This window comes from Streptomyces sp. NPDC043746, from assembly GCF_056436485.1.
In genome coordinates, this window is the sequence record NZ_JBWKCM010000028.1 from 1 (window position 1) to 19,261 (window position 19,261).

Below are 19,261 nucleotides of genomic sequence, written 5' to 3' on the forward strand. Positions count from 1 at the left end.
GGATCGAGGCAGACAACACAGCGCAGAGCGGGGAAGGGGGGGGGGGGGGGGGGGGGGGGGGGGGAGCCCCGCCCCCCCCCCCCCCCCGCCCCCGCCTCCTCACTCCTCGTCGCGCAGCTGCGCCGCCAGCGAGGCCAGCGGCTCGCGCTCGTCGGTGTGGCCGAGGGCCGCCAGCCGATCGACCGCCGCGTCGAGACGGGAGAGCGCGGCGGCGGGCCGCTCCAGGTAGACCCCCTCCACGATGCCCGCCAGCCGGACGCACTCCGCCCACTCACCGGCGCTGCCCGCCTCCGGCCCCGGTTCCCCGACGAGGGCGAGGGCCTTCTCCAGAGCGGCGAGGGCGTCCTCGTACCGCTCGGCATAGGCGTTGACCCGCCCGTGCTCGTAGGCCAGGGCGCTGTCCAGGGAGCGGCCCACGGGCTCGAACCCGGCCGCGCGGGCCTCGTCGGCGATCCGCCCGGCCCCGGCGAGATGGGCGAGGGCGCCGTCCAGCCCGTCGGGCCCCTGCCGCTGGGCCTGGAGGCGGGCGAGCTCGCGCAGGCAGTTGCTGAGCTGCTCGTACCGCGGGGCCAGGCTGTGGGCGGCGAGCGCCCGGCCGACCGCCTCACCGGCCCGTTCGAACTCACCGGACTCCGCCAGCAGCGTCGCCGTCTCGGCGGCGATCATGGCGTGGCTGCCCGGGTCGTCCTCCCAGCCTGCCGACTCGGCGGCGAGGGTGACGAACTCCGCCGTGGCGGCCTTGAGATCGTCTCCGGCGTGCAGTGCGCGGGCCCGGACCAGCCGCAACTGGGCCACCAGCCGGTCGTCCACCTCCCCCGCCACCACGTCCGGTTCGGTCAGCAGCGAGTCGAGCAGCGCGATGCAGTCCTCGATCCGGCCCAGGTCGAGGCAGAGCTGGGCCGCGTTGCTGTAGGCGCAGAACGCGTCCGTCCGCTTCTCCGCCCGCAGCTCCGCCTCGGCCGCCCGGGTCAGCTGGGTCAGCGCCTCGTCGGGACGGCCGAGATGCATGCAGGCCTCGGCCAGGTCGCCGTGCAGCCGACCGGTGTCGACCGCGTCGGCGGGCCAGGCGGCGGCCAGGCGCAGCCCCTCGGTCAGATCCGCGTACGCGGCCGACGCGTCCCGCAGGCCGAGCTGGAGCCGGCCGCGCAGACCGAGGACGCGGGGCAGATGCCAGGCGGGGCCGTGCTCCTTCAGACGCTCGCGGAGGGCGTCGGCCTCGGTGACGGCGGCCGGGAGGTCGCCGGAGAGCGCGTACGTACCGGCGCGCAGCAGCATCGCGCCGGAGACCTGCCCGTCGATGGAGTGCCGGACGGCGAAGGCCTCCAGCCGCTCGACCTCGGCGAGGACGGGGGCGACGTGCGCCGGGTCCCCCGACGCCTGGAGGCGCAGACCGAGCGCGGAGGCCCGCAGCCGCAGCAGCCGCCCCTCGACGTACGGATCGAGATCGGGCGTGCCCTCGTGCAGCCGGACCACACCCGCGTGGGCCTCGGTCAGCGCGTCGGCCATCGCCTCCCCGCCCCCCGCGGCGGTCTCTGCGGGAATCTCGGCGGCCGCGAGCAGCGCACAGGCACGGGCGAGCGCCGCGTCACCCGGCGCGCCGGCGTCCTCGTACAGCCCGGCGGCCTCCTCCTGGAGCTCGACGGCGACGGCGAACTCGTCCCGCTCCGCCGCCCGGTCGCCCTCGTCGGACAGCAGGTCCGCGCAGAGCCGGACGAACGGGCCGACGGCCGGGTCGTCGGGGTGGGTGTAGCCGGGAGCGGCGACGAGGGTACGCAGCCGGGCCCAGCAGGCCCGCGCGTCCGGGTGCCCCGACTCGTCCAGCTCCCGGGCGCGCAGGATGAGTTCGGGCAGGGACTCCGGAAGGGCGTCGACGGTACGGGAGACGGGGGGCGCGGCCGTCGTACCGGGGCCGGTGGCCTCATCCGTACGGGAGGCGCTTTCGGCCACGTCGTCCAGGCCGCGGCGGCGCAGGGTCAGCTCCAGCGCGTCCAGGAGCGGGGCCCGGTCGAGCCGTTCCCTGCGGTGGTCGGAGTGGAGGGTGGTTCCGTTGCGGGTGTCGAAGCGGGCGGCGAGGCCGTCGCCCCGCTCCCGTACCTCGGCCCGCAGCGAGGCCACGGTCCAGGCGCGCCCCGCGTACCCGGGGACGGGCAGCTCACCGTGGCCGAGGCCCTCGACCCGGCTCAGCAGCACCTCGACACCGGTCAGGAAGTGGAGCTGGTCCAGCGGCGACTCCACCTCGTCGAACAGGTTCCGGTTCTCCGCGAGGAGTTCGACACCCCGCCCCTCGTTGCCGGTCAGCGCGCAGAACTCCAGGTGGCGGCCGACCTCTCCGGCCATCCCCGGGGTGCGCCGGCAGGCGCGGTACCCGGCGAGGTGCAGCTCGCGCGCCCGGTCGGCGCGGCCGGTGCGCACCAGGGGGAGCAGGGCGTACGAGACGGAGCGGGCGGGCTCCTCCTGGCAGGACTCCTGGCCCGCCAGGACGGGCGCCCAGATCTCCAGCGCGCGTTCGTCGTCGCCCGCGTCCGCCCGGTGGAGGGCGCGCTCGCGGATCTCGCAGGCCTCGCAGTCGCTGAGCGGGGTGCGGCTGCGCGCGGCCCACAACTCGTAGGCGAGGGTGGTGTCCTCACCCACGTGGGCGGCGAGCTGGTAGGCCTGTCCGTAGTAGGGCTGGAGGCCGAGTCCGGCCTTCTCGTACCGGTCCCGCATCTCCCCCAGCCACTGGCGCAGGCTGCTCAGCGGTATCTCGGGCAGTGCGGTCAGGGCGTTGGCCACCCACTTGAACCGCCAGAACAGCTGGTGGCGCAGGCGCTCGTCGAAGGCGTCGGGCTGCTCGTCGAAGAGGGTGAGCAGCCGGGCGAAGACGACGGGCGACTTCCGGGGGTCGGATCCGTAGGTGTACGCCTCCTGGAGTTCGAGGAGGGCGTGGACGAGCGGCACGGGCTCGTCGAACCGCTCGGCGGCGTCGACGAGTTCCTCGGCGGTGACGGTCCTGGTCCGGCCGTAGGGGCGCCGGTGGTTCTCCTGGAGGGCGTGGAGCAGCTCGTCGGTGCTCTGGGGGTGGGGTGCGTCGGTCGGCATCGTCGGCTGTCCTTAACTGTCCTCGCGCAGGGAGCTGTCCTTGCGCAGGGCGTGGGCGAGAAGGTCGAGGAAGGAGCGGTTGATCAGGCTCGACTCGGCGGGCCTGAGCGGGCGCCGGGAGAGCAGCGCGGCCTGCCCGTAGAGGGCTTCGGCGCTGGTACGGGCGAGTTCCGGCTCGTCGATGGCGACGGCGGTGCGCACCAGCGGGTTGAGCTGGTTGAGGATCAGCTGGGCGCGCGGGGCCTCCTGGCGCAGTGCGCCGAGGATGTCACCCCAGAGGCCGCCCTCCTGCTCGCGGGCGAGCTGGGAGCGGGTGCGCTCGTGGCGGGCCTCGCGGCTGTCGACGAGGAGGGCGGGCGCGGAGGCGGGGTGGAAGGTGCGCAGCGCGACATCGCAGTCGAAGACGGCGAGAGCGTCGCGGGCCAGGGCGAGGTAGGCCGCGGCGGCGAGTTCGGTCTCCCGGTCGACGGGGTCGAGGTGGGCGGTGAGGGTGGCCGGATCGAGGTCGGCGACGCTCGCCCCGGGCCGGATCTCGGGAAGCCGGTGCACCAGTTCGCGGTCGTAGGTGTAGCCGCCGTTGACGACGCCGAGCCCGGCGGCCGAGGCGATGGCCGCGACCTGGCGGAACTCCTCCACACTCGAGGTGACCAGCACCGTGCGGTGGGTGCGCGCGAACTCGTCGAGGGTGGTGTGCCCGTCGGTGGTCTCGAACGGCAGCCAGGGCAGCAGCAACCGCAGGATCTCGTCGTCGTGCACGGCCAGCGACTTCACGGCCAGGTGGTGCGTCCGCAGGAACCGCCCGAGCAGTTCGGGGTCGCTGGCGGCGGCCCGCGCGATCCACTCGCGCAGCCGCTCGGCGAGGGCGTCGCGTACGGCGGCGAGGGTGTCGTCCTCGTACAGCGCCTCGCGGGACGCGGTCGGGCGCAGGCTCTCGGCGTCGATGACACAGCGGACGAAGAAGGCCCACTCGGGCAGGATCTCGTCGGCCTGCTCGGAGAGCAGCATGCCCTTGACGTGCACCCGATGCCCGTGGCGCCGCCCGGCCGGCACGGCCTCGGGCAGCACGCAGGCGATGCCCTTCAGCCCGACGGCCGGAAGGTCCAGCTCGATGGTGTCCAACGGCGCGAACCCGAAGACCTCCTGCCCGTACGCCGCGAGCGCGCGGGACCGGGCTCCTGGGGTCGGATACGTACGGGCCCAGGGCGCCGGCTCGGGGTTGACGGAGACCCCGGCCCCTCCCGAACCGTCGTCGAAGACCACCGGATGCCGCAGCAGCGACCCGAAGTGCCGCCCGAGCGCCTGCACCTGGGGGGGCCGGGTCCACTCGCCCGCGTCGCTGCGCGGGGTCAGCGTGACAGTGGTTCCGGGCCGGGGCCGGGCGGAGGCGGGCAGGGTCCGGACGCTGTAGCTGCCGTCCCCGTGCCCGCGCCACTCCACGGCGGGGGCGTCGGGGGTGCGGGCGGACCGGCTGAGGACATGGATCTCATCGGCGACGAGAAAACAGGACAGCAGCCCGATCCCGAACTGCCCGATGAACTCCCCGCGCTGCTCGGCGATCCCCTCGGCCCGCTTGCTGCTGCGCCCGATGGTGGCGAGGAAGGTGTGCACGTCGGCCTCGCTGAGCCCGACCCCGTCGTCCTCGACGCGCACGACGGACCCGTCGGCGTACAGACGGATGCCGAAGGCGTCGGCGGGGGCGGCAGGTTCGAGGGCGCGCCGGGCGGTCAGCGCGTCCACGGCGTTCTGGAGAAGCTCACGCAGGTAGACGCGGGGGCTGGAGTAGAGGTGGTGGGAGAGGAGATCGACGAGGCCGCGCAGATCGACTTGGAAGGCGCGGTCGGCGGGGGTCAGGGTCATGGAAGCGTCCAGGGAAGAAGATCAGAGAGCAACGGGCAAGAGCGCGGGCACGGATCGGAACCGCCCTGCGCGGGCACGAACCGGAACCGACCCACGCGGGCACGAACCGGAACCGCCCCGCGGGGACATGAACCGGAACGGACCTACGCGGACACGGACCGGAACCGGCCCGCGGGGGCACCGGCCTCAGCCGCGACGGGCGCGCCGGTCGAACTGCTCCTCCGGGTCGGCGAAGTAGTCCCAGGGCCACTCGGTGCGGGCGCCGTCGAGCGCCTGGAAGACCCGGCGGACGGTGTGGCGCTCACCGGCGAGGGAGAGGGCCATGGCGAACGTGTTGAAGTCGTACTGCCAGCCGAGGCTGCGTACGTAGGAGGGGTGGAGGATGCTGTGATCGGCCGCGGCCCGCAACTCCGCCCGGATCTCGTCCGTTTCGAGGCAGTCCCCGCCGTCCGCCTCGACCCACTCCTCGATACGGGCCATGGCGATCACACAGCCGAGCCGATGCCCCTGAGGAGCCCGTCCGAGCGCCTCACGGGCGAAGGCCAGCGCCTCCCCCGGCTCGCCGCCCCACCGGGGCTGCAACTGCGAGAGCCAGTCGATGTGGATGCCCAGGTCCAGCGGCTCCCGCCGCAGAGCGGCATCGAACCGGGCCCGGTTCACCTCCGTCCCCAAGGACATCCCCCGCCCGGAGGCGAGCAGCCACCTCCAGGGCGTGACCCACGTGCTCTCCAACTCCGCTGCCGCCAACAGCTGTTCCTCCGCGAGGGCGAGCCGCTCCCCGAAGACCTGCCACTGCTCCCGCGTGACGTCGACGGCCCGCGCGGAGGTTCGGGCCTCCCACCCCCACATGACGTGGCGCGCCCCGGACACCAGCAGAGCGGCGGCCCGGTGCTCGGCGTCCTCCGCCACGGCCCGCCCGATCCACTCCTCCACCCCGCCCACGTCGACCAGCTCACCGAGCACCTGATGGTCCCGACCGAGATCGAAGGGCTCGAGCCCCGCCTTGACCCCCTCCCAGTCCCCCGCCCCGGCCGCCTCGACCACCGCCAGCACCCGCCGATCCCCGAGCGCCCGCAGTTCATAGCTCCCGCCCTTGCGCCTCCGCTCCGCCGGAAGGGCGTACGGATCCCCCGCCACCGCTCTCTCCCCACCCCGACCGAACAACTTCCCGAGCATGCCCGAGCCCTCCCCTGATGCCGCGTGATCTTCGGGTGCAGCATAAGGGGGGCCTCTGACAGGGGCTCTACGGGATATTCACAGGGGCTTCACGGCCGCTGGCTGTACCGCGGCGAGAAACAAGGAAAAGCCCCAGGCCGAAAAGTTCGGCCTGGGGCTTTCATGGAGATTGTCGGGCGGGTCTGCCTTCGGGATGCGAAGAACCCGGTTCCTGTACGTCATGGCGACGCGGTGAGGCGTTCGGGAGATCCGCGAGCGGACTCTCCCGGACGCCTCACCGGCCGGGTGAAAAGGGAAGGACCAGGGCCCTAGGAAACCCTCCGTTTCGGGGCGACCACGCGCACCTTGCGGCCTTCCCTGAGCACACGTCCCTCGGCGAACGCCTGCATGACGAGCGGCAGATGTTCCCGCTCGACCGCCGCTATGTACGGCGTGACGGACTCAATGGTGTCGTCGACCTCCACCGGTATGGGGATCTGGGCGATGATCGGCCCGTCCGACAGCGAGTGCGGGTCGCGGAGGTGGATGGTCACGCCAAGGCTCTTGACCCCGTAGTCGAGAGCCGGGCCGATCGACTCGTCCAGTTCCCCGAAGGCCGGCAGGATGGTGGGGTAGACACTGATCACCCGATCCGGGAAATGCGCCAGAAACGCCGTGTCGAGAACTTCGGTGTATCCACCCACCAGAACGAAGTCCGCCCCCGCTTCGAGCGCGTCGGCCGCCATCGCGGCATCGCGCTCGGCCAGGGAACCGTAACCGCTCAGTGGGTATGCCGCCACGGTGCCGATCCCCGCCTTGCGCGCCACATCGAGGGCCGGGCAGTCGCGGTTGGTGGCCACTGCCACCACTTCCCCGTCCACCACCCCGTCGTAGCAGGCACTGATCGTATAGCGGAGCAAAGTGCCCCGCCCTGAGGTGAGCACAGCGATGCGAAGCATCTGTCTCCTTGATAGTCGTTCCGGCCTCGACGGACTACCGTGCGATGGCCGCCGGTCTCCCGGGCAGTGCCGGGAAGAACATCGCGCGGGGCCACTGCCGCTCTCACGGGAGGAGGGCACGCGCCATCGCCGCGCGAGAGGGGAACCGGGCGTTCGGACCGGGCCGGACAGCGGGTTCCCTTGCTGTGACCGCCGCTTCCCAGAGCCGGGCGCGCACGATGCTCCGCCGGGCAGAACGCTCGTATGCGCTCCGCAGCATCCCGTCGGCGAAGGCTCCGATCGATTCGCCGGGCGTGCCGTCCAGCGGCGCGGTGAGTGCCCGAGCGATGCAGATCGCGCCCTCCAGGGCCAGTGCCGCCCCGGCCCCCGACTCCGCGTCGACCGTGCACAGCGCGTCCCCCACCGGCAGATAGCCCGTCGGGGCCTGGCTGTCCACGCCCCTCATGAGCAGGGCAGGATCATGCCCGGTGACGACGGCTCCGGCGGGTACGGCGACGGCCAGCCGATCGCCGACTCCCTTCAGGAGGGAAAGCGCCCGGGAGAACCCCTCCGGTACCGCCAGTCGCTCCAGAGCCCCGTCTCCGGCCAGATACCGGAAGGTGACGGCGAAAGCGCCGGGCCCCTGGGGCAGGATGCGGACGCTGAACGCCTCCCCCTGGAACGTGAGCACCTGACCGGTGCCGACGGGCACGTCCGCGGGATCCAGCCGGTAGAGGCGCGTGGAGTGCATTACGCCGCAATCGACCTCGTCGACCGTCACGGTGAAGTCCGGGGCGAGCGGAGACCCACGGCCCAGGGCATCTACCACGAGGCCGGCCTCGACCGTTTCACCGGCCAGCCGCACACCGGTGATCCGGTCACCTTCCGTACTCAGGCCCCGCACCCGGCTCCCGCGGCGCACCTGGGCCAGCGGCTCCGCCGCAAGGGCCCGGGCCAGCGCCACCGACACGACGGTGCCCGGGCAGATCAGGGAGAGCCGGTCCCCTTGAACCGCCTTCCCCTCACGTCCGGCGAGGTCACCGTACGGGGAGAGAGCCCCGGGAGCACCGTCCGTGCAGAAGGTCTGGGCGCCCCCGGCGAGCAGATCGGCGTACACGTCGGGGAGCTGTTCCAGGAGTCGGCGCCGGAAGAGGCCCGAGTAGACGTAGGGCTGTGCGGTGTACGGACCGCCGGTGGCCCCCCACGGGTCCGTCGGCACCCCGGCCGCCTCCAGCACTTGGCAGGGGACACCGCCACGGGCCAGCAGCAGGGCGGTAGCAAGGCCGGCGGGCCCCGCTCCAGCCACCACGACCCGCGGCCCCCCGCCATCATGACCGGGCACGTGGCCACCCCCGCGAAGTCGGCGCCGGGCCCAACAGGCCCAGCCTGGCGGCCCGGACCCCCGCCTCGAAACGGTTCTCCGCGCCGAGCTCCCGCATGATCTCCCCGATCACGCGGGTCAGCGTCCGTCGCGAGATCCCGAGACGGCGCGCCAGCGCCTCGTCCTTGACACCGCGGGCCAGCAACCGCAGTACGGCCCGGTGCCGGGCTTCGAAGGGCCCGGCACCATCGGCCGACGCCGGGGCGAGCGCGGGCAAGGCGCTGTCCCAGCAGGTCTCGAAGAGTCCGGCCAGCCCGTGGCAGAAGGCCGCCTCGCGCAGCACCAGCGCCTCCGGCCTCTCGGCGGTCACCAGGACCGCGGTGGTCCGGTCGAACACGGCGAGCCGGAGTGACGTGGTACTTCCGATGCGCACGCGAGCGCCCTCGTCCCGCAGACGGGACAGATGGCGCGGCCGAGCCTGGCAGCCGGACGGCACGGCGTCGTCGATCATCCTGACCCGTACCCCCCTCCGCAGACTCTGCCGTAGCCGGTCCGGGGCCAGATTCGCCCCATCCGTATCCGGGCCCGGGCCCAGTCGCAGGGCGAGGAACTCCTTTTCGCTCGTGGCCAGCAGGCCGGCCAGCAGTTCCTCGACCTCCTGCCGGCCCCGGACCCATTCGGCCGGACCGGGGCCGTGCCCCCGGTCGGCCACGGCTGTCAGGACACGGCCGGACAGCTTCGCCAGTTGTTCTCGCGCCTCGTACAAGCGGTCCGCGGCCTGCCCGGCCTGCGCCGCGCCCTGTTCGAGGGCGCGGCGCAGTGCCTCCCGAGGACTCTGCTCCACGTCGGCGGGACCGTCGGCGATCAGTCCGAGCAGATCGCTCACCGAATGCTGCGACGTCCCCTCCGCCCCGCCCCAGGAGCCGGAGGGCTGGAGGCTCCCGGGGGCGCTTCCCCGTGCCACCCCGTTGCGGCCACCGCTCACATCCGGCATCCCGCCCCCTCTCCCGGGCCGGCGATGTCGCCAGTCACGGACAGCGCGGCGATCTCCTCGACTTCTTCCAGGCAGTCGCCGCACCCGGACCCGGCACCGGTCGCGTCACCGACCGCGACCGGGTCGCCGGGCCAGCGCAGCGCGGCCCGGATCAGCTCGCTCTCGGGGACCCCGGCGCACAGGCAGATCAGAGCATCGGACACAGTGCCGCCTCACGGGAGTGCGCTGCCCCTCGGCGCGTGGTCACCGTCGCCCCGCCGAGGCGAGTTGCGGTGCCGTCGTGGTGAGCCCGAAGGCCCGGTGAGCAGTGCCGCCGGCAAGCATCCGGACTTCCGGTTCCGTGAGGCCCTGCCTGAGCGCATTGGCCATCTGGCGGGCCAGCGGCTGCGATCCGGCCGCGACGATACCGGCGTTCTGGTACCAGAGGCCGTTGTCCTCCGTGCGGTGCAGGTCCTGGCCGCCCAGCCGGGCCGAGTCGCAACGGTCGGTCATCATCATCGAGTGGGGAATCCCCATGAGCTGTACGGCGCGGGTGGCGATGGCGAGGTCGACGTGTTCGCCGTCGAAGTTGATGCAGGCGGCGACGCGGCCCCGGGCAGCTTCGCGCATGATGGTCGCGGGGACGGGCCCGACGATCGTGTCCAGCGTGTCGAGGCTCCACCCCGGCAGGTCGTACGAGGCGATGATGCGGTCCCGCTCGCGGCGGGCGGCGGTGCTGCGGAAGGCGTGCCGGATGGTGAGCGGCATGTCGTTGAAGAGATGGTCGGTGACCACCCGGGCACCGCTTCCGCCGAACTCTGACTGCCAGGCGATCTCGACCATCTCGCCGGCCAGCTCCGCGCTGACCTGCGGGTCGTGACGGGTGAAGTGGCCGAGTGCGGGGCGCACTCCGTGGGCAAGCAGCTCGGGCAGAATCCAGTCGAACCCCGCCTCACGGGCTTCCGGAGCATCGTGGAGCGTGGAACCCGGCCGGAAGGCATCGGGGGACATGACCGTGTACATCAGTCCGAGCTCACCGAGCGCCGCGAGCCGGGACCACTCGCCCCGGCTGGGGGCCCAGACCGTCTGCGCGGGGGTGCCGCCGTGGCTGGCCAGCAGGGGGCCCTCCAGGGCGATGCCCGGTATGTGCGGGAGAAGCCCGTCCTTGCGCATGGCGTCGTACCGGCGCACGAACTCCTCGAACTCACCGAGCTTGTCGCGCCGCAGGTACATGGTCGGCAGGGCCTGGACACCTTCGCTCGCGCACCAGGCGTCCAGTCGGACCAGGTCGACCTTACGGAAGTCGGAGAAGTCCACATCACCGAAACCGTGGCAGTGAACCTCCACCGGAGGGACGGAAGTGATTTTCTCGTTCATGGGGTTGGCTTCCTCAGGGGATTCGTGGCGAAGTTCGGAAAGGGTGGATACGGCCGGGAGGTTCATACGGTCTCCAGGGCCGCGCCCGACCACGTGACGCAGGTGAGTCCGGTCTCGGCCGTCCGGGTCTCGACGTATCCGGCGTTGGCGATCCACCGGCGGTGCCCGTACGACTCGGGAAGGTTCACGCAGAGGTTCGGCAACGCGATCTGCAGAACGGTGCTGTGACTGACGACGACGACAGTTCCCTCATGGCGGGCCTCGATCTCGGCGGCCACTTCGCGAATACGCCGCACCGCCGCCGTGCCCCTCTCGCCCCGGGGCCCCAGCGGGAGGTCGAGGGCGGACCTCAGGTGCCAGCTCTCTATCGCGCGGTCGAACTCGGCGAAGGCTTCCGGCCCCGAGCTTCCCTCGAGGTCACCGACGGAGCACTCGCGGAGCCCCGGGTGGACCCGGGGCCTGCCGGCCGCGAGCCCGTCGGCGAGGATGTCCGCCGTCTGTACGGCCCTGGTCAGCGGACTGGTGTAGATCGCCTCGACGTTCTCGTCGACCAGTTCGTCCGCGAGCTGCCGAGCCTGAGCCCTGCCGGTCTCGTCCAGCGGAGCTCCGGGAGCCGCCGCGGTGATCACCATGGCGACGTTGTGAGCGGTCCGGCCGTGCCGGACGAAGAGGATGCGCGTCATGGTGTGGTCTCCGTGTAGAGGTCGGGACTGCCGATGACGGTGACCGGCGCGCGTTCGCGGCGCACGACGTCCACCGGGGGACGCTCCATGGCCGGTCGACCGTGGTGGAGGTGGTAGAGCGTGCCCGTGAGCCGACCGTGGCCGTGGGCAGCGGCCCGGTGGTAGAAGTCGTTGTCCTCGTCACCCCAGCCCTCGAAGCTCTCGTCGAAGCCGGAGATCCGGTGGAAGAGCGCGTCGGTCACCGCGACGCAGCCGCCGAAAGTGGGGTGGAGGTGATAGCCGCGCAGATGCTCGGGGCGAAGGGCGCCCGCGCCGGAGAACCGGTCCGCGAGGGCGACCCGGGTGCTTCCCTCGTCGAGGCAGACCACCCGGTCGTATGCGAGCACGGTCGGAGCCGTCCCGGTGACCGCGTCGGTGATCCGCTCCAGCAGGTCCCGCGGCGGCAGGATGTCCGCGTCGAGGAAACAGAGCACCCTGCTGCGGCCCGCAACTCGCACAGCACCGACATTGTGGGACCAACTCCGGTTATAAGGACCTGAGTTGGCCGCATGAATGTACGCATCCGCCCAGTCCTCGACCATGGCGCGGTTGCGCGGCTCCGCGTCCTGTTCGACCACGACCACCCGGTACGCGGCACGGTCGAGGGTCTGGTCCGACAGTGCGCGCAGCACAGCCCGGACGTTGCGCAGCCGTGCCACATCAGACGGCAGAGCCCGGAAGTCGACAACGACGGTGATGTCCCAGCCGCCTTCCAGGCTCCGGGGGTTAGGCGGCCGCGCCGGCTCCGGTTCGGCCGCCGCCCGAGCCGGCCCCCACTCCGTCCCGCTCACGAGCCGGGCCGCTGCGGTCGAGCCGAATTCCTTCAGCGCGGTATCGAGCGAGGGGGTGGAACCGGCTGCGTTCAACACCCGGGCGGCACGGTCGATCGCGGCCTCCCGGATGCCCGGGTCGGCGGGGGTGATGCTCAACCCGGTCACGGTCTGCTCCAGTTCGGCACGGAGTCCCGCCCGGTCCGCGGCCTCCCGCAGTCCGGACAGTACGGCGAGGGCCAGCGGCACGGTGAACTCCCACAGCGGCTTGCTGGCACGGGCCTCCGGGTCCCAGAGGACGGCAAGTGCGTCCACGATCCGGGTGGCGCTGTCGCGCCGTCCGGCCTCCGACGGTCGGGGCTCCCGGCCGGCGGTGCTCCGCCCGGCCCAGTCGACCAGTTGGGTCAGCCGGGTGATCCTGGGCACGGCCGGCAGATGTCCGCCGGCGCCGAAGGGGTCGTAGAGGATGCCCAGGGCGAAGCCCGCGCCCAGGGCGCCCAGCACGTCATTGACCAGGCCGTCGCCCACGTACCAGCAGTCCCGCCCGTCCAGGCCCGACTCACCGAGCGCCTGGAGGAAGATGGACGGGTCCGGTTTCTCCACACCGACGTGCGTGGAGTCGAACACAGCGTCGGTGTACTCCAGCAGGCCGTGGCGTTCCAGGTCGTCGCGGACCGTGCCGTCGGAGTTCGAGATCACGCCGATGGCGATGCCCTGTGCCCGCAGAGCGCGCAGGGTGTCCCGCGCCTCGGGATCGAGCACCCGGTAGAGATCCTCGCGCTCCAGGGCCCGCCGGAGTGCGGGAGCGGCCGACAGCGGGTCGAGACCGAGGTGCAGGGCACAGGTCCGGACGACCTTGTCGGTCCCGTCGTCCGTGGTGGGAAGCGGCAAGTGGCGCGCCTCGGCAGCCAGCACCAGGGCGGTCACTGCCGTACGGGCCGACAGGCCGGCGCCGAATCCGTCACGGGCAAGCTCTTCCAGGAGCACATCGCCGTCGGCATGGATGAGGGTGAGACCTGCGTCGAAGAAAATGGCGCGTGGCGGTGTGCGGACCGTTCCGAGCGGGCCGTCGTTCACAGGGGGGTGCACGGGCACAGGAACCCCTCCTTTCTCATATCGGTTCCGGCCGGTCGGCCGACCGGCCCCGGGGGGTGCGGACGAACACCGCGGAGTGGTGGCCGGACTCTGCGGCCTGGAACAAGCCGTGCGCCGCGAGAGCGGAGACGAGGGAGAGCCGGTCGACGTACTTGTCGTGGATGTCGACGGCCAGCACGCCGACCCGGTCCAGCCAGGAGGTGTCGTCCGCCAGCAGAACGGCTTCCTCTGCTCCTTCGATGTCCATCTTGAGGATGTCCACCCGGTCCCAGCCGACCCGTTCGAAGACCTCGGGCACGGCGACCGCCTCGACCTCCACAGCCGGCCGGACGAGCCGGCTCTCGGGTCGGTGCGGGTGGGAACTGCGCTGTTCGGCCACCGAACGCACCGTGGAGCTGGACGACCACCAGCCGCTGGGATAGAGCGTGACGGTGCCCGGTCGGTCGGCCACGGCCGCCTGGAGCACCTGCCAGTCGGACCGGTTGCTGTCGCGGTTGGCCCGCAGCAGGTCGAGATTCTCCGGGACGGGTTCGACGGCGGCGATACCCGCATCCGGATACATCAGCGCGAAGTAGAGCGGTGACAGGCCGATGTTGCTGCCCATGTCCACGATCCGCCGTACGGGCCCCTCGCAGTGGTCCTCGTAGGGGAACCGGTAGATCTCGTCGAGGAAGATCTCCCGCAGTACGTACAGGTCGCTGGGGTTGTCCCGGAAGTGGCAGACGACATCCGTACCGCCTCGGCCGAATCGCAGGCTGCGGCGCCGTGCGGTGCCATTCCTGCCGGTGGCGAGGAGCCAGTGGTAACGGACGGCCGAGCGGGCGAGTGCCCGCCCTGCCGGGCCCGGCCACAGGGAGCGGGCACGGGTCATGTCGTCCCGTGCGGAACGCAGTTCACGCCACAACAACCGCAGCACGCCGGTGCCGGGGGCATCTTCGTCCCGCCTGAGATGCTTCATCGGGCCGGCACCACCGCGTCGGCGGGGGTGAGCCAGCCGCGCCGGTCGGCCGCGCCCGCGCGGCATGCCGCGTAGTAGGTGTCCTGGAGCACCTTGGTGAGCGGCCCCGGAGCGCCGGAGCCCACGGCAAGCCGGTCCACGGAGACCACCGGAGTGATCTCGCACAGGGTGCCGGTGAGAAAGACCTCGTCCGCCTGGTACAGCTCGGTGCGGTCGACCGGGCGCTCCTCCACCTCGACCCCGGCCGTCTCGCGAAGAAGTTCGATGGCGCAGCGGCGGGTGATGCTGTCGAGGATGGACTCGCTGACGGCGGGTGTGACGACCCTGCCGCCACGGACGAGGAAGACGGCGGCCCCACCGGTCTCGGCGACCTTGCCGGCGGCGTTCAGCAGGATCGCTTCGTCCGCTCCCGCCGCCTCCGCCTCCAGCCGGGCGAGGCGCAGGTTGTAGTAGTTGGCGGCCGCCTTGACCCGCGGCGGGGCGGTGTCGTCGCCGGAACGGCGCCACGAGGACACGATGACCGACTGGCCGGTGGTGATGCTCTCGCTGCGCGGGACCGGGAAGACCGGCATGAAGTATCCGGTGTCGGCGATGTCGGCATCGTTGGTGTACCGGCCACGCTCCAGGTACAGGGTGGGGCGAATGTAGATGTCCTCGCGGTAACCGAGGGCGCCGATCATCTGGTTGACTCCCTTCAGCACCCCCGCGACCGTCAGGTCATTGGGGATCCGCACGACCCGGGCCGACTCCCTCAACCGCTGGACGTGCGCGTCCGCGTGGAGGAAGTAGTGCCGGGACTCCTCGGGGCACCAGTAGCCGCGCATCCCTTCGAAGACGCTGGCCGCCCTCAGGACGACTTCCGACCAGACGTGCACGGTCGCCTGCGACCAGGGGCGGACCGCCCCGTCGAACCAGATGTACTCGGGCCTGGTGAGCTCGCTCACGAGTGTTCCTTTCTTGCGTCCTGCGCGGCTTGCGGGCCGATGGGTGCGGAACCACGGAGGTGGCCCGCCGGAGGGACGCTGTTCAGGCGGCGTTGGTGGTCTCGGCGGCGTCGAGGAACTCCCGGACGGTGTGGCGGGAGAACTTGTGGTCGACGAGTTTGGCGAGGACGGCGGGCGGCACGGTCACACAGTGCGCGCCCGCGTCGATGGCCCGCATCACGTCCGCGGTCCCCCGCACGCTGGCGGCGATCAGCTCGGCCTCGTACCCCCACCGGTCGAGCCATTCGCGGGCCTTCGCCAGAACCTGTGCCCCGTCGCCGCCCTCGTCGTCCACCCGGCCCACCAGCACGCTGATGTAGCGGGCACCGGCCTTGGCCGCCAGCACAACCTGGCCGAGCGTCAGGCAGGCGGTTGTGTTGACGACGACACCGGCCCGGGAGAGTTCGCTGATCTCGGCGAGACAGGACTCCCCCGCCGGGGTGAGGACGGGCACCTTGACGGCCACGTTGTCGCCGATGGAGGCCAGTTCCCGGGCCTCGGACACCAGATGGGGCCCGCTCGCCCGGGTGACCTCGGCGTGGAACACACCGGGAGCCGTGAGCCGGGCCAGTCCGGCCAGAACCCGCTCGGGGTCCGTCACCCCGTCGCGCAGCAGCACGAGAGGGTTGGTGGTGACACCGTCCAGGACCCCCTGGCCGGACCAGAACTTGATCTGGAGTTCGTCGGCGCTGTCGAGGAAGATCTTCATGTCGTACTGCTCCCTAGGAGTTGGCTGATCACACTGGTCAGGTCGGTGGCGGAGATGTCGGGCCGGGCCGCGCGACGGGTGGGGCAGACGTCGCAGCGGACGCTGCCCACCCAGGCCGTACGGAATCCGGCGGCCCGGCCGGCCTCGATGTCGCGCGGGGTGTCGCCGACGAACCAGCAGTCCTGCGGTTCGAGGCGTTCTGTGCGGCAGAGCTTTTCGAGCAGGCCTGCCCGCGGCTTGCGGTTGGGGCAGTCCCCCCGCAGCCGCTCCACGGACGCGGAATCGTGGTGCAGGCAGTAGTGGATGCCGTCGATCCGGGCGCCCTCGTCGGCCAGCAGTTCGACCAGCCGTCCCGTCACGTCCAGCAGGAGCCGGGGGCTGCACTTGCCCTTGGCGATGCCCGGCTGGTTGGAGACCACATGGACGGGGATCCCGGCCGCGTTGGCCATCCGTACGGCCTGCGCGGCGCCGCGGCAGAGGGTGACCTGCCCCGGCTGGTGGGGGGAGTCGACCGTGCCGAACTCCGGCTCGTACCAGAGCTCGTTCAGGACTCCGTCACGGTCCAGGACGAGGGCGGCCGGAGGTGCGGCTAGCGGCACAGCGTCTCCCAGCGGGGCCGGGTCCTGGCCAGCGCCGGGTGGGTGATGAGCAGGTGCCACACCACGGCCTGGAAGATCTCGGTGTGCGTCGTACGGAAGTCCCGCTCCTCGACGGGGACGCGGACACAGTCGTGAGCCAGCCGAGCGGTCTCCCCACCGTCCGGCCCGACTACTCCGCTCAGGTAGGCCCCGGCCTGGTGGGCACGGCGCAGCGCCTCCACCAGGTTGACGCTGACCGCAGGCTCCTCGCTGCCACCTCCGACGGAGAACACCATGACGGCGTCCCGGGGGCCGATGTTGCTGCACTGGAGCCATTCGGCCACGGCGTTGCGCCAGCCCCGGTCGTTGATCGACGCGGTGAGCGTCGCCGCGTTGTCGGTCGGGGAGCTGGCATCGAGCCCGGCGAGGTTGCGGAAGTCGCAGACCGCGTGGGTGGCGTTGCCCGCACCGCCGCCCACGCCGAGCAGGAACAGACGCCCCTGCGCCTCCCTGACCTCGGCGAGCCGGTGGGCGATGCGGTCGATGACCGCCACGTCCACGCGGGAGGCGACGGCCGCCAGAACCTCCATGAAGCGTGTGGAGTGGCCGGACGCGCTGGGCTCGGGGTGCGGCGCACCGGGGCTGCGCGGCTCGGTCAGGGTCTCGGTCAGGGTCATGCGAAGGTCTCCTCCGTGTCGTAACTGATCTCGGTGACAGCCGTACCGCCCCGGGAGAACCGGAAGGGAACGCGGGGCATGGCGATGGCGCTCATGGCCGAATCGATGACCTGGTGACGGTCGGGCTCGGCGAAGGTCAGCAGGAAGCCACCGCCGCCGGCGCCCACGAGCTTGCCCGCCAGTGCTCCGTGGGCCAGGGCGGTCCCCAAGCCGTGGGCCGTACCGCCGTCGTCCCCCTGTTTGATCCGCTGGTGTTCCCTCAGCAGCACGGGCACCCGGTCGATGTCGCCCTTCCGCAGGGCCAGGAGCATTTCCTCGCCGACGGACCGGGTGCGGTGCAGCCGCTCAATCCGCTCGGCCAGCCCGATGGAGGACGGGGCCAGATGAACGGCGCTGTCCCGTCTGCGGCCCGTGTAATGGAGGAGCAGACGCTGCTCAAGGGCATGCAGCGTGTCGGTGGGGACATCGGGCACGTATGCCTCGGTCGAGCCGTCGGGGGCGATCACCAGCCTCCGCAGACCGCCGAGCCCGCATACGTACGGGTCGTGGCGGCCGACGGGCCGGCCGAGGCGGACGGCTTCCAGCTTCCAGGCCTGCTCCACGAGTTCGGCGTTGGCGCCGGTGACGTCGCGGTCGCCCGCGAGCCTGCGCAGCGCGGCCAGGAGGCTCACGGTGAACGCGGCCGAACTGCCGAGGCCGGTACCGGCGGGGACGGGACCGGACGAGGTGATCTCGCAGGAACCGGTCAGACCGGTCATGTCCAGGGCTTCGGCCACGTACGGCGAATGCAGGGCCGTCGCGTCCTCGGACAGGCTCGTCTCGTCGTGGGTGAATCTGATGCGGTCGTCCACCCGTCCCCGGCGTGCCGTGACGGTCGCGCGGAGGGTGATCGCCACGGACAGGACGTCACCGCCGAACCGGTCGGCGTAGAAGGGCAGATCGGTGCCCCCTCCGCCGAGCGAGATCCGCAGGGGGGTGCTCGCCACGACGATGCGCTCGCCGCCCGGCACCGCGCTCACCGGGCGGCTCCGGCGGTGACGGTGCCGACGGTGCCGACGGCGCGTTCCCCCACGAGGCGCTGGGCGGAGATACTGACGGCGGCGCTGGCGGCATGCGCGGCCTGCCAGCCGGCGGCCCGGGCCTTGCCGGTGTCCAGCTCGATCACGGGCTGGTCCCCGGTCCAGGAAAGCTTCTCCCCGCTCGTCACGATCTCGGGGGCGGAGAGGCCCATCGCGTCGGCGGTCAGCCAGGCGACCTCCCGCACGGACACGCTCGCGCCCGCGGCGACGTTGTAGACATCGCAGGCTGGGTCCCCCGGGCCGGTCGTGGTGCGGGTGAGGTGGTCCATGGCGGCCACCACGTCGTCGACGAGTACGTAGCTCTTGCGCTGGAGTCCGTCACCGAGCACGGAGAGCCGCTGCGGGTCCTCACCCAGCTTGCGGATGAAGTCGCGGACGATCCCGCGCCCCATGGTGCCGCCGACGACGTTGCCCAGCCGGTAGATCCGGGCCCGGAGCCCGAAGCTCGCACAGTAGGCGGAGATCAGCGCTTCGCAGGCCACTTTGCCTGCCCCGTAGAGGGAGTTGGGGAGCAGAGGGCCGTCGGCCTCGGTGACGGAGACGAGGGGGAGGTCTCCGTAGACGGCGCTGCTGGAGGCGAAGACCAGCGTGCGGACGTGGTGCGTGCGCATGCCCTCCAGGACCGACTGGGTGAGCTGGACGCTCTCTCTGAGGTCCACCCCCGTCTCGGTGGCGCCGAGGGGGATGTCGGCGTTGGCGGCGAAGTGCCACACTTCGCCGACGCCTTCCAGTACGCCGGGCAGCAGTGTGTGCAGGTCCCCCTCGACATAGCGGAAGGCAGGTGATTCCAGTCCGGCGAGTCGGTCGGCGCGGGCCGCCGGCAGGGTGTCGGTCGCGATGACGTGGCGGCCGGTGCCGAGCAGGTACCGCACGGCATGACTGCCGACGAACCCGGCGGCTCCGGTCACCAGCGTGTACATGGGCGTGGATTCCGTGGGTCCTGGCAGGTCAGGTGTGGGCACGGGAACTTCCTTACGTGTCTCGGGTCGGG

The 19,261-nt window shown here is 72.0% G+C and carries 17 protein-coding genes; all 17 read right to left on the reverse strand.

Annotation, left to right across the window (positions count from 1 at the left end):
- Positions 1–99: 99 nt before the first annotated feature.
- Positions 100–3,078 (reverse strand): hypothetical protein, encoded by a 2,979-nt coding sequence (locus AC0682_RS25330; protein ID WP_478535273.1) that lies wholly within the window; start codon positions 3,076–3,078, stop codon positions 100–102.
- A 12-nt stretch (positions 3,079–3,090) separates the two neighbouring features.
- Positions 3,091–4,935, reverse strand: coding sequence for an HSP90 family protein (locus AC0682_RS25335; protein WP_478535274.1), 1,845 nt, complete (start codon positions 4,933–4,935; stop codon positions 3,091–3,093).
- 186 nt (positions 4,936–5,121) lie between these two features.
- Complete coding sequence (locus AC0682_RS25340; protein ID WP_478535275.1) at positions 5,122–6,111, reverse strand: hypothetical protein; 990 nt, start codon at positions 6,109–6,111, stop codon at positions 5,122–5,124.
- Positions 6,112–6,419: 308 nt separating this feature from the next.
- Complete coding sequence (gene purN, locus AC0682_RS25345; RefSeq protein ID WP_478535277.1) at positions 6,420–7,049, reverse strand: phosphoribosylglycinamide formyltransferase; 630 nt, start codon at positions 7,047–7,049, stop codon at positions 6,420–6,422.
- Positions 7,050–7,152: 103 nt separating this feature from the next.
- The gene (locus tag AC0682_RS25350) at positions 7,153–8,337 is read right to left on the reverse strand and encodes an FAD-dependent monooxygenase (RefSeq protein WP_478535278.1); all 1,185 of its coding nucleotides are present in this window, start codon (positions 8,335–8,337) and stop codon (positions 7,153–7,155) included.
- A gap of 19 nt (positions 8,338–8,356) precedes the next feature.
- A complete protein-coding gene (locus tag AC0682_RS25355) occupies positions 8,357–9,343 on the reverse strand; it encodes a LuxR C-terminal-related transcriptional regulator (protein ID WP_478535280.1) in 987 nt (328 codons plus the stop codon).
- On the reverse strand, positions 9,331–9,546 hold the full coding sequence (locus AC0682_RS25360) for a (2Fe-2S)-binding protein (protein WP_478535281.1): 216 nt from the start codon (positions 9,544–9,546) through the stop codon (positions 9,331–9,333). Before AC0682_RS25360 ends, AC0682_RS25355 begins: the two co-directional genes overlap by 13 nt.
- A gap of 40 nt (positions 9,547–9,586) precedes the next feature.
- Positions 9,587–10,699 (reverse strand): hypothetical protein, encoded by a 1,113-nt coding sequence (locus tag AC0682_RS25365; protein WP_478535282.1) that lies wholly within the window; start codon positions 10,697–10,699, stop codon positions 9,587–9,589.
- A 62-nt stretch (positions 10,700–10,761) separates the two neighbouring features.
- On the reverse strand, positions 10,762–11,382 hold the full coding sequence (locus tag AC0682_RS25370) for a histidine phosphatase family protein (RefSeq protein ID WP_478535283.1): 621 nt from the start codon (positions 11,380–11,382) through the stop codon (positions 10,762–10,764).
- Positions 11,379–13,280 (reverse strand): HAD-IA family hydrolase, encoded by a 1,902-nt coding sequence (locus AC0682_RS25375; RefSeq protein ID WP_478535285.1) that lies wholly within the window; start codon positions 13,278–13,280, stop codon positions 11,379–11,381. The genes AC0682_RS25370 and AC0682_RS25375 overlap by 4 nt, the downstream gene beginning before the upstream one ends.
- A gap of 22 nt (positions 13,281–13,302) precedes the next feature.
- Entirely contained in the window at positions 13,303–14,244 is a 942-nt protein-coding gene (locus tag AC0682_RS25380; protein ID WP_478535286.1) for an FkbM family methyltransferase, read from the reverse strand.
- The gene (locus AC0682_RS25385; protein ID WP_478535287.1) at positions 14,241–15,188 is read right to left on the reverse strand and encodes an aminotransferase class IV; all 948 of its coding nucleotides are present in this window, start codon (positions 15,186–15,188) and stop codon (positions 14,241–14,243) included. The genes AC0682_RS25380 and AC0682_RS25385 overlap by 4 nt, the downstream gene beginning before the upstream one ends.
- Positions 15,189–15,270: 82 nt before the next feature.
- Positions 15,271–15,936: a transaldolase family protein gene (locus AC0682_RS25390; protein ID WP_478535288.1), complete on the reverse strand. Its 666-nt coding sequence runs from the start codon at positions 15,934–15,936 to the stop codon at positions 15,271–15,273.
- Complete coding sequence (locus AC0682_RS25395) at positions 15,933–16,535, reverse strand: D-glycero-alpha-D-manno-heptose-1,7-bisphosphate 7-phosphatase (RefSeq protein WP_478535290.1); 603 nt, start codon at positions 16,533–16,535, stop codon at positions 15,933–15,935. Before AC0682_RS25395 ends, AC0682_RS25390 begins: the two co-directional genes overlap by 4 nt.
- Complete coding sequence (locus tag AC0682_RS25400; protein ID WP_478535291.1) at positions 16,526–17,191, reverse strand: phosphoheptose isomerase family protein; 666 nt, start codon at positions 17,189–17,191, stop codon at positions 16,526–16,528. The genes AC0682_RS25395 and AC0682_RS25400 overlap by 10 nt, the downstream gene beginning before the upstream one ends.
- Entirely contained in the window at positions 17,188–18,210 is a 1,023-nt protein-coding gene (locus AC0682_RS25405; RefSeq protein ID WP_478535293.1) for a GHMP family kinase ATP-binding protein, read from the reverse strand. The genes AC0682_RS25400 and AC0682_RS25405 overlap by 4 nt, the downstream gene beginning before the upstream one ends.
- Positions 18,207–19,232, reverse strand: coding sequence for an NAD-dependent epimerase/dehydratase family protein (locus AC0682_RS25410; RefSeq protein WP_478535294.1), 1,026 nt, complete (start codon positions 19,230–19,232; stop codon positions 18,207–18,209). Before AC0682_RS25410 ends, AC0682_RS25405 begins: the two co-directional genes overlap by 4 nt.
- Positions 19,233–19,261: the final 29 nt, after the last annotated feature.

What these genes read in the sequence shown, in the direction of transcription:
- AC0682_RS25340 (WP_478535275.1), bottom strand. Translation starts at nt 6,111, where the DNA reads ATGCTCGGGAAGTTGTTCGGTCGGGGTGGGGAGAGAGCGGTGGCGGGG.
- AC0682_RS25330 (WP_478535273.1), bottom strand. Translation starts at nt 3,078, where the DNA reads ATGCCGACCGACGCACCCCACCCCCAGAGCACCGACGAGCTGCTCCAC.
- AC0682_RS25370 (WP_478535283.1), bottom strand. Translation starts at nt 11,382, where the DNA reads ATGACGCGCATCCTCTTCGTCCGGCACGGCCGGACCGCTCACAACGTC.
- purN (WP_478535277.1), bottom strand. Translation starts at nt 7,049, where the DNA reads ATGCTTCGCATCGCTGTGCTCACCTCAGGGCGGGGCACTTTGCTCCGC.
- AC0682_RS25365 (WP_478535282.1), bottom strand. Translation starts at nt 10,699, where the DNA reads ATGAACGAGAAAATCACTTCCGTCCCTCCGGTGGAGGTTCACTGCCAC.
- AC0682_RS25400 (WP_478535291.1), bottom strand. Translation starts at nt 17,191, where the DNA reads ATGACCCTGACCGAGACCCTGACCGAGCCGCGCAGCCCCGGTGCGCCG.
- AC0682_RS25390 (WP_478535288.1), bottom strand. Translation starts at nt 15,936, where the DNA reads ATGAAGATCTTCCTCGACAGCGCCGACGAACTCCAGATCAAGTTCTGG.
- AC0682_RS25380 (WP_478535286.1), bottom strand. Translation starts at nt 14,244, where the DNA reads ATGAAGCATCTCAGGCGGGACGAAGATGCCCCCGGCACCGGCGTGCTG.
- AC0682_RS25335 (WP_478535274.1), bottom strand. Translation starts at nt 4,935, where the DNA reads ATGACCCTGACCCCCGCCGACCGCGCCTTCCAAGTCGATCTGCGCGGC.
- AC0682_RS25355 (WP_478535280.1), bottom strand. Translation starts at nt 9,343, where the DNA reads ATGCCGGATGTGAGCGGTGGCCGCAACGGGGTGGCACGGGGAAGCGCC.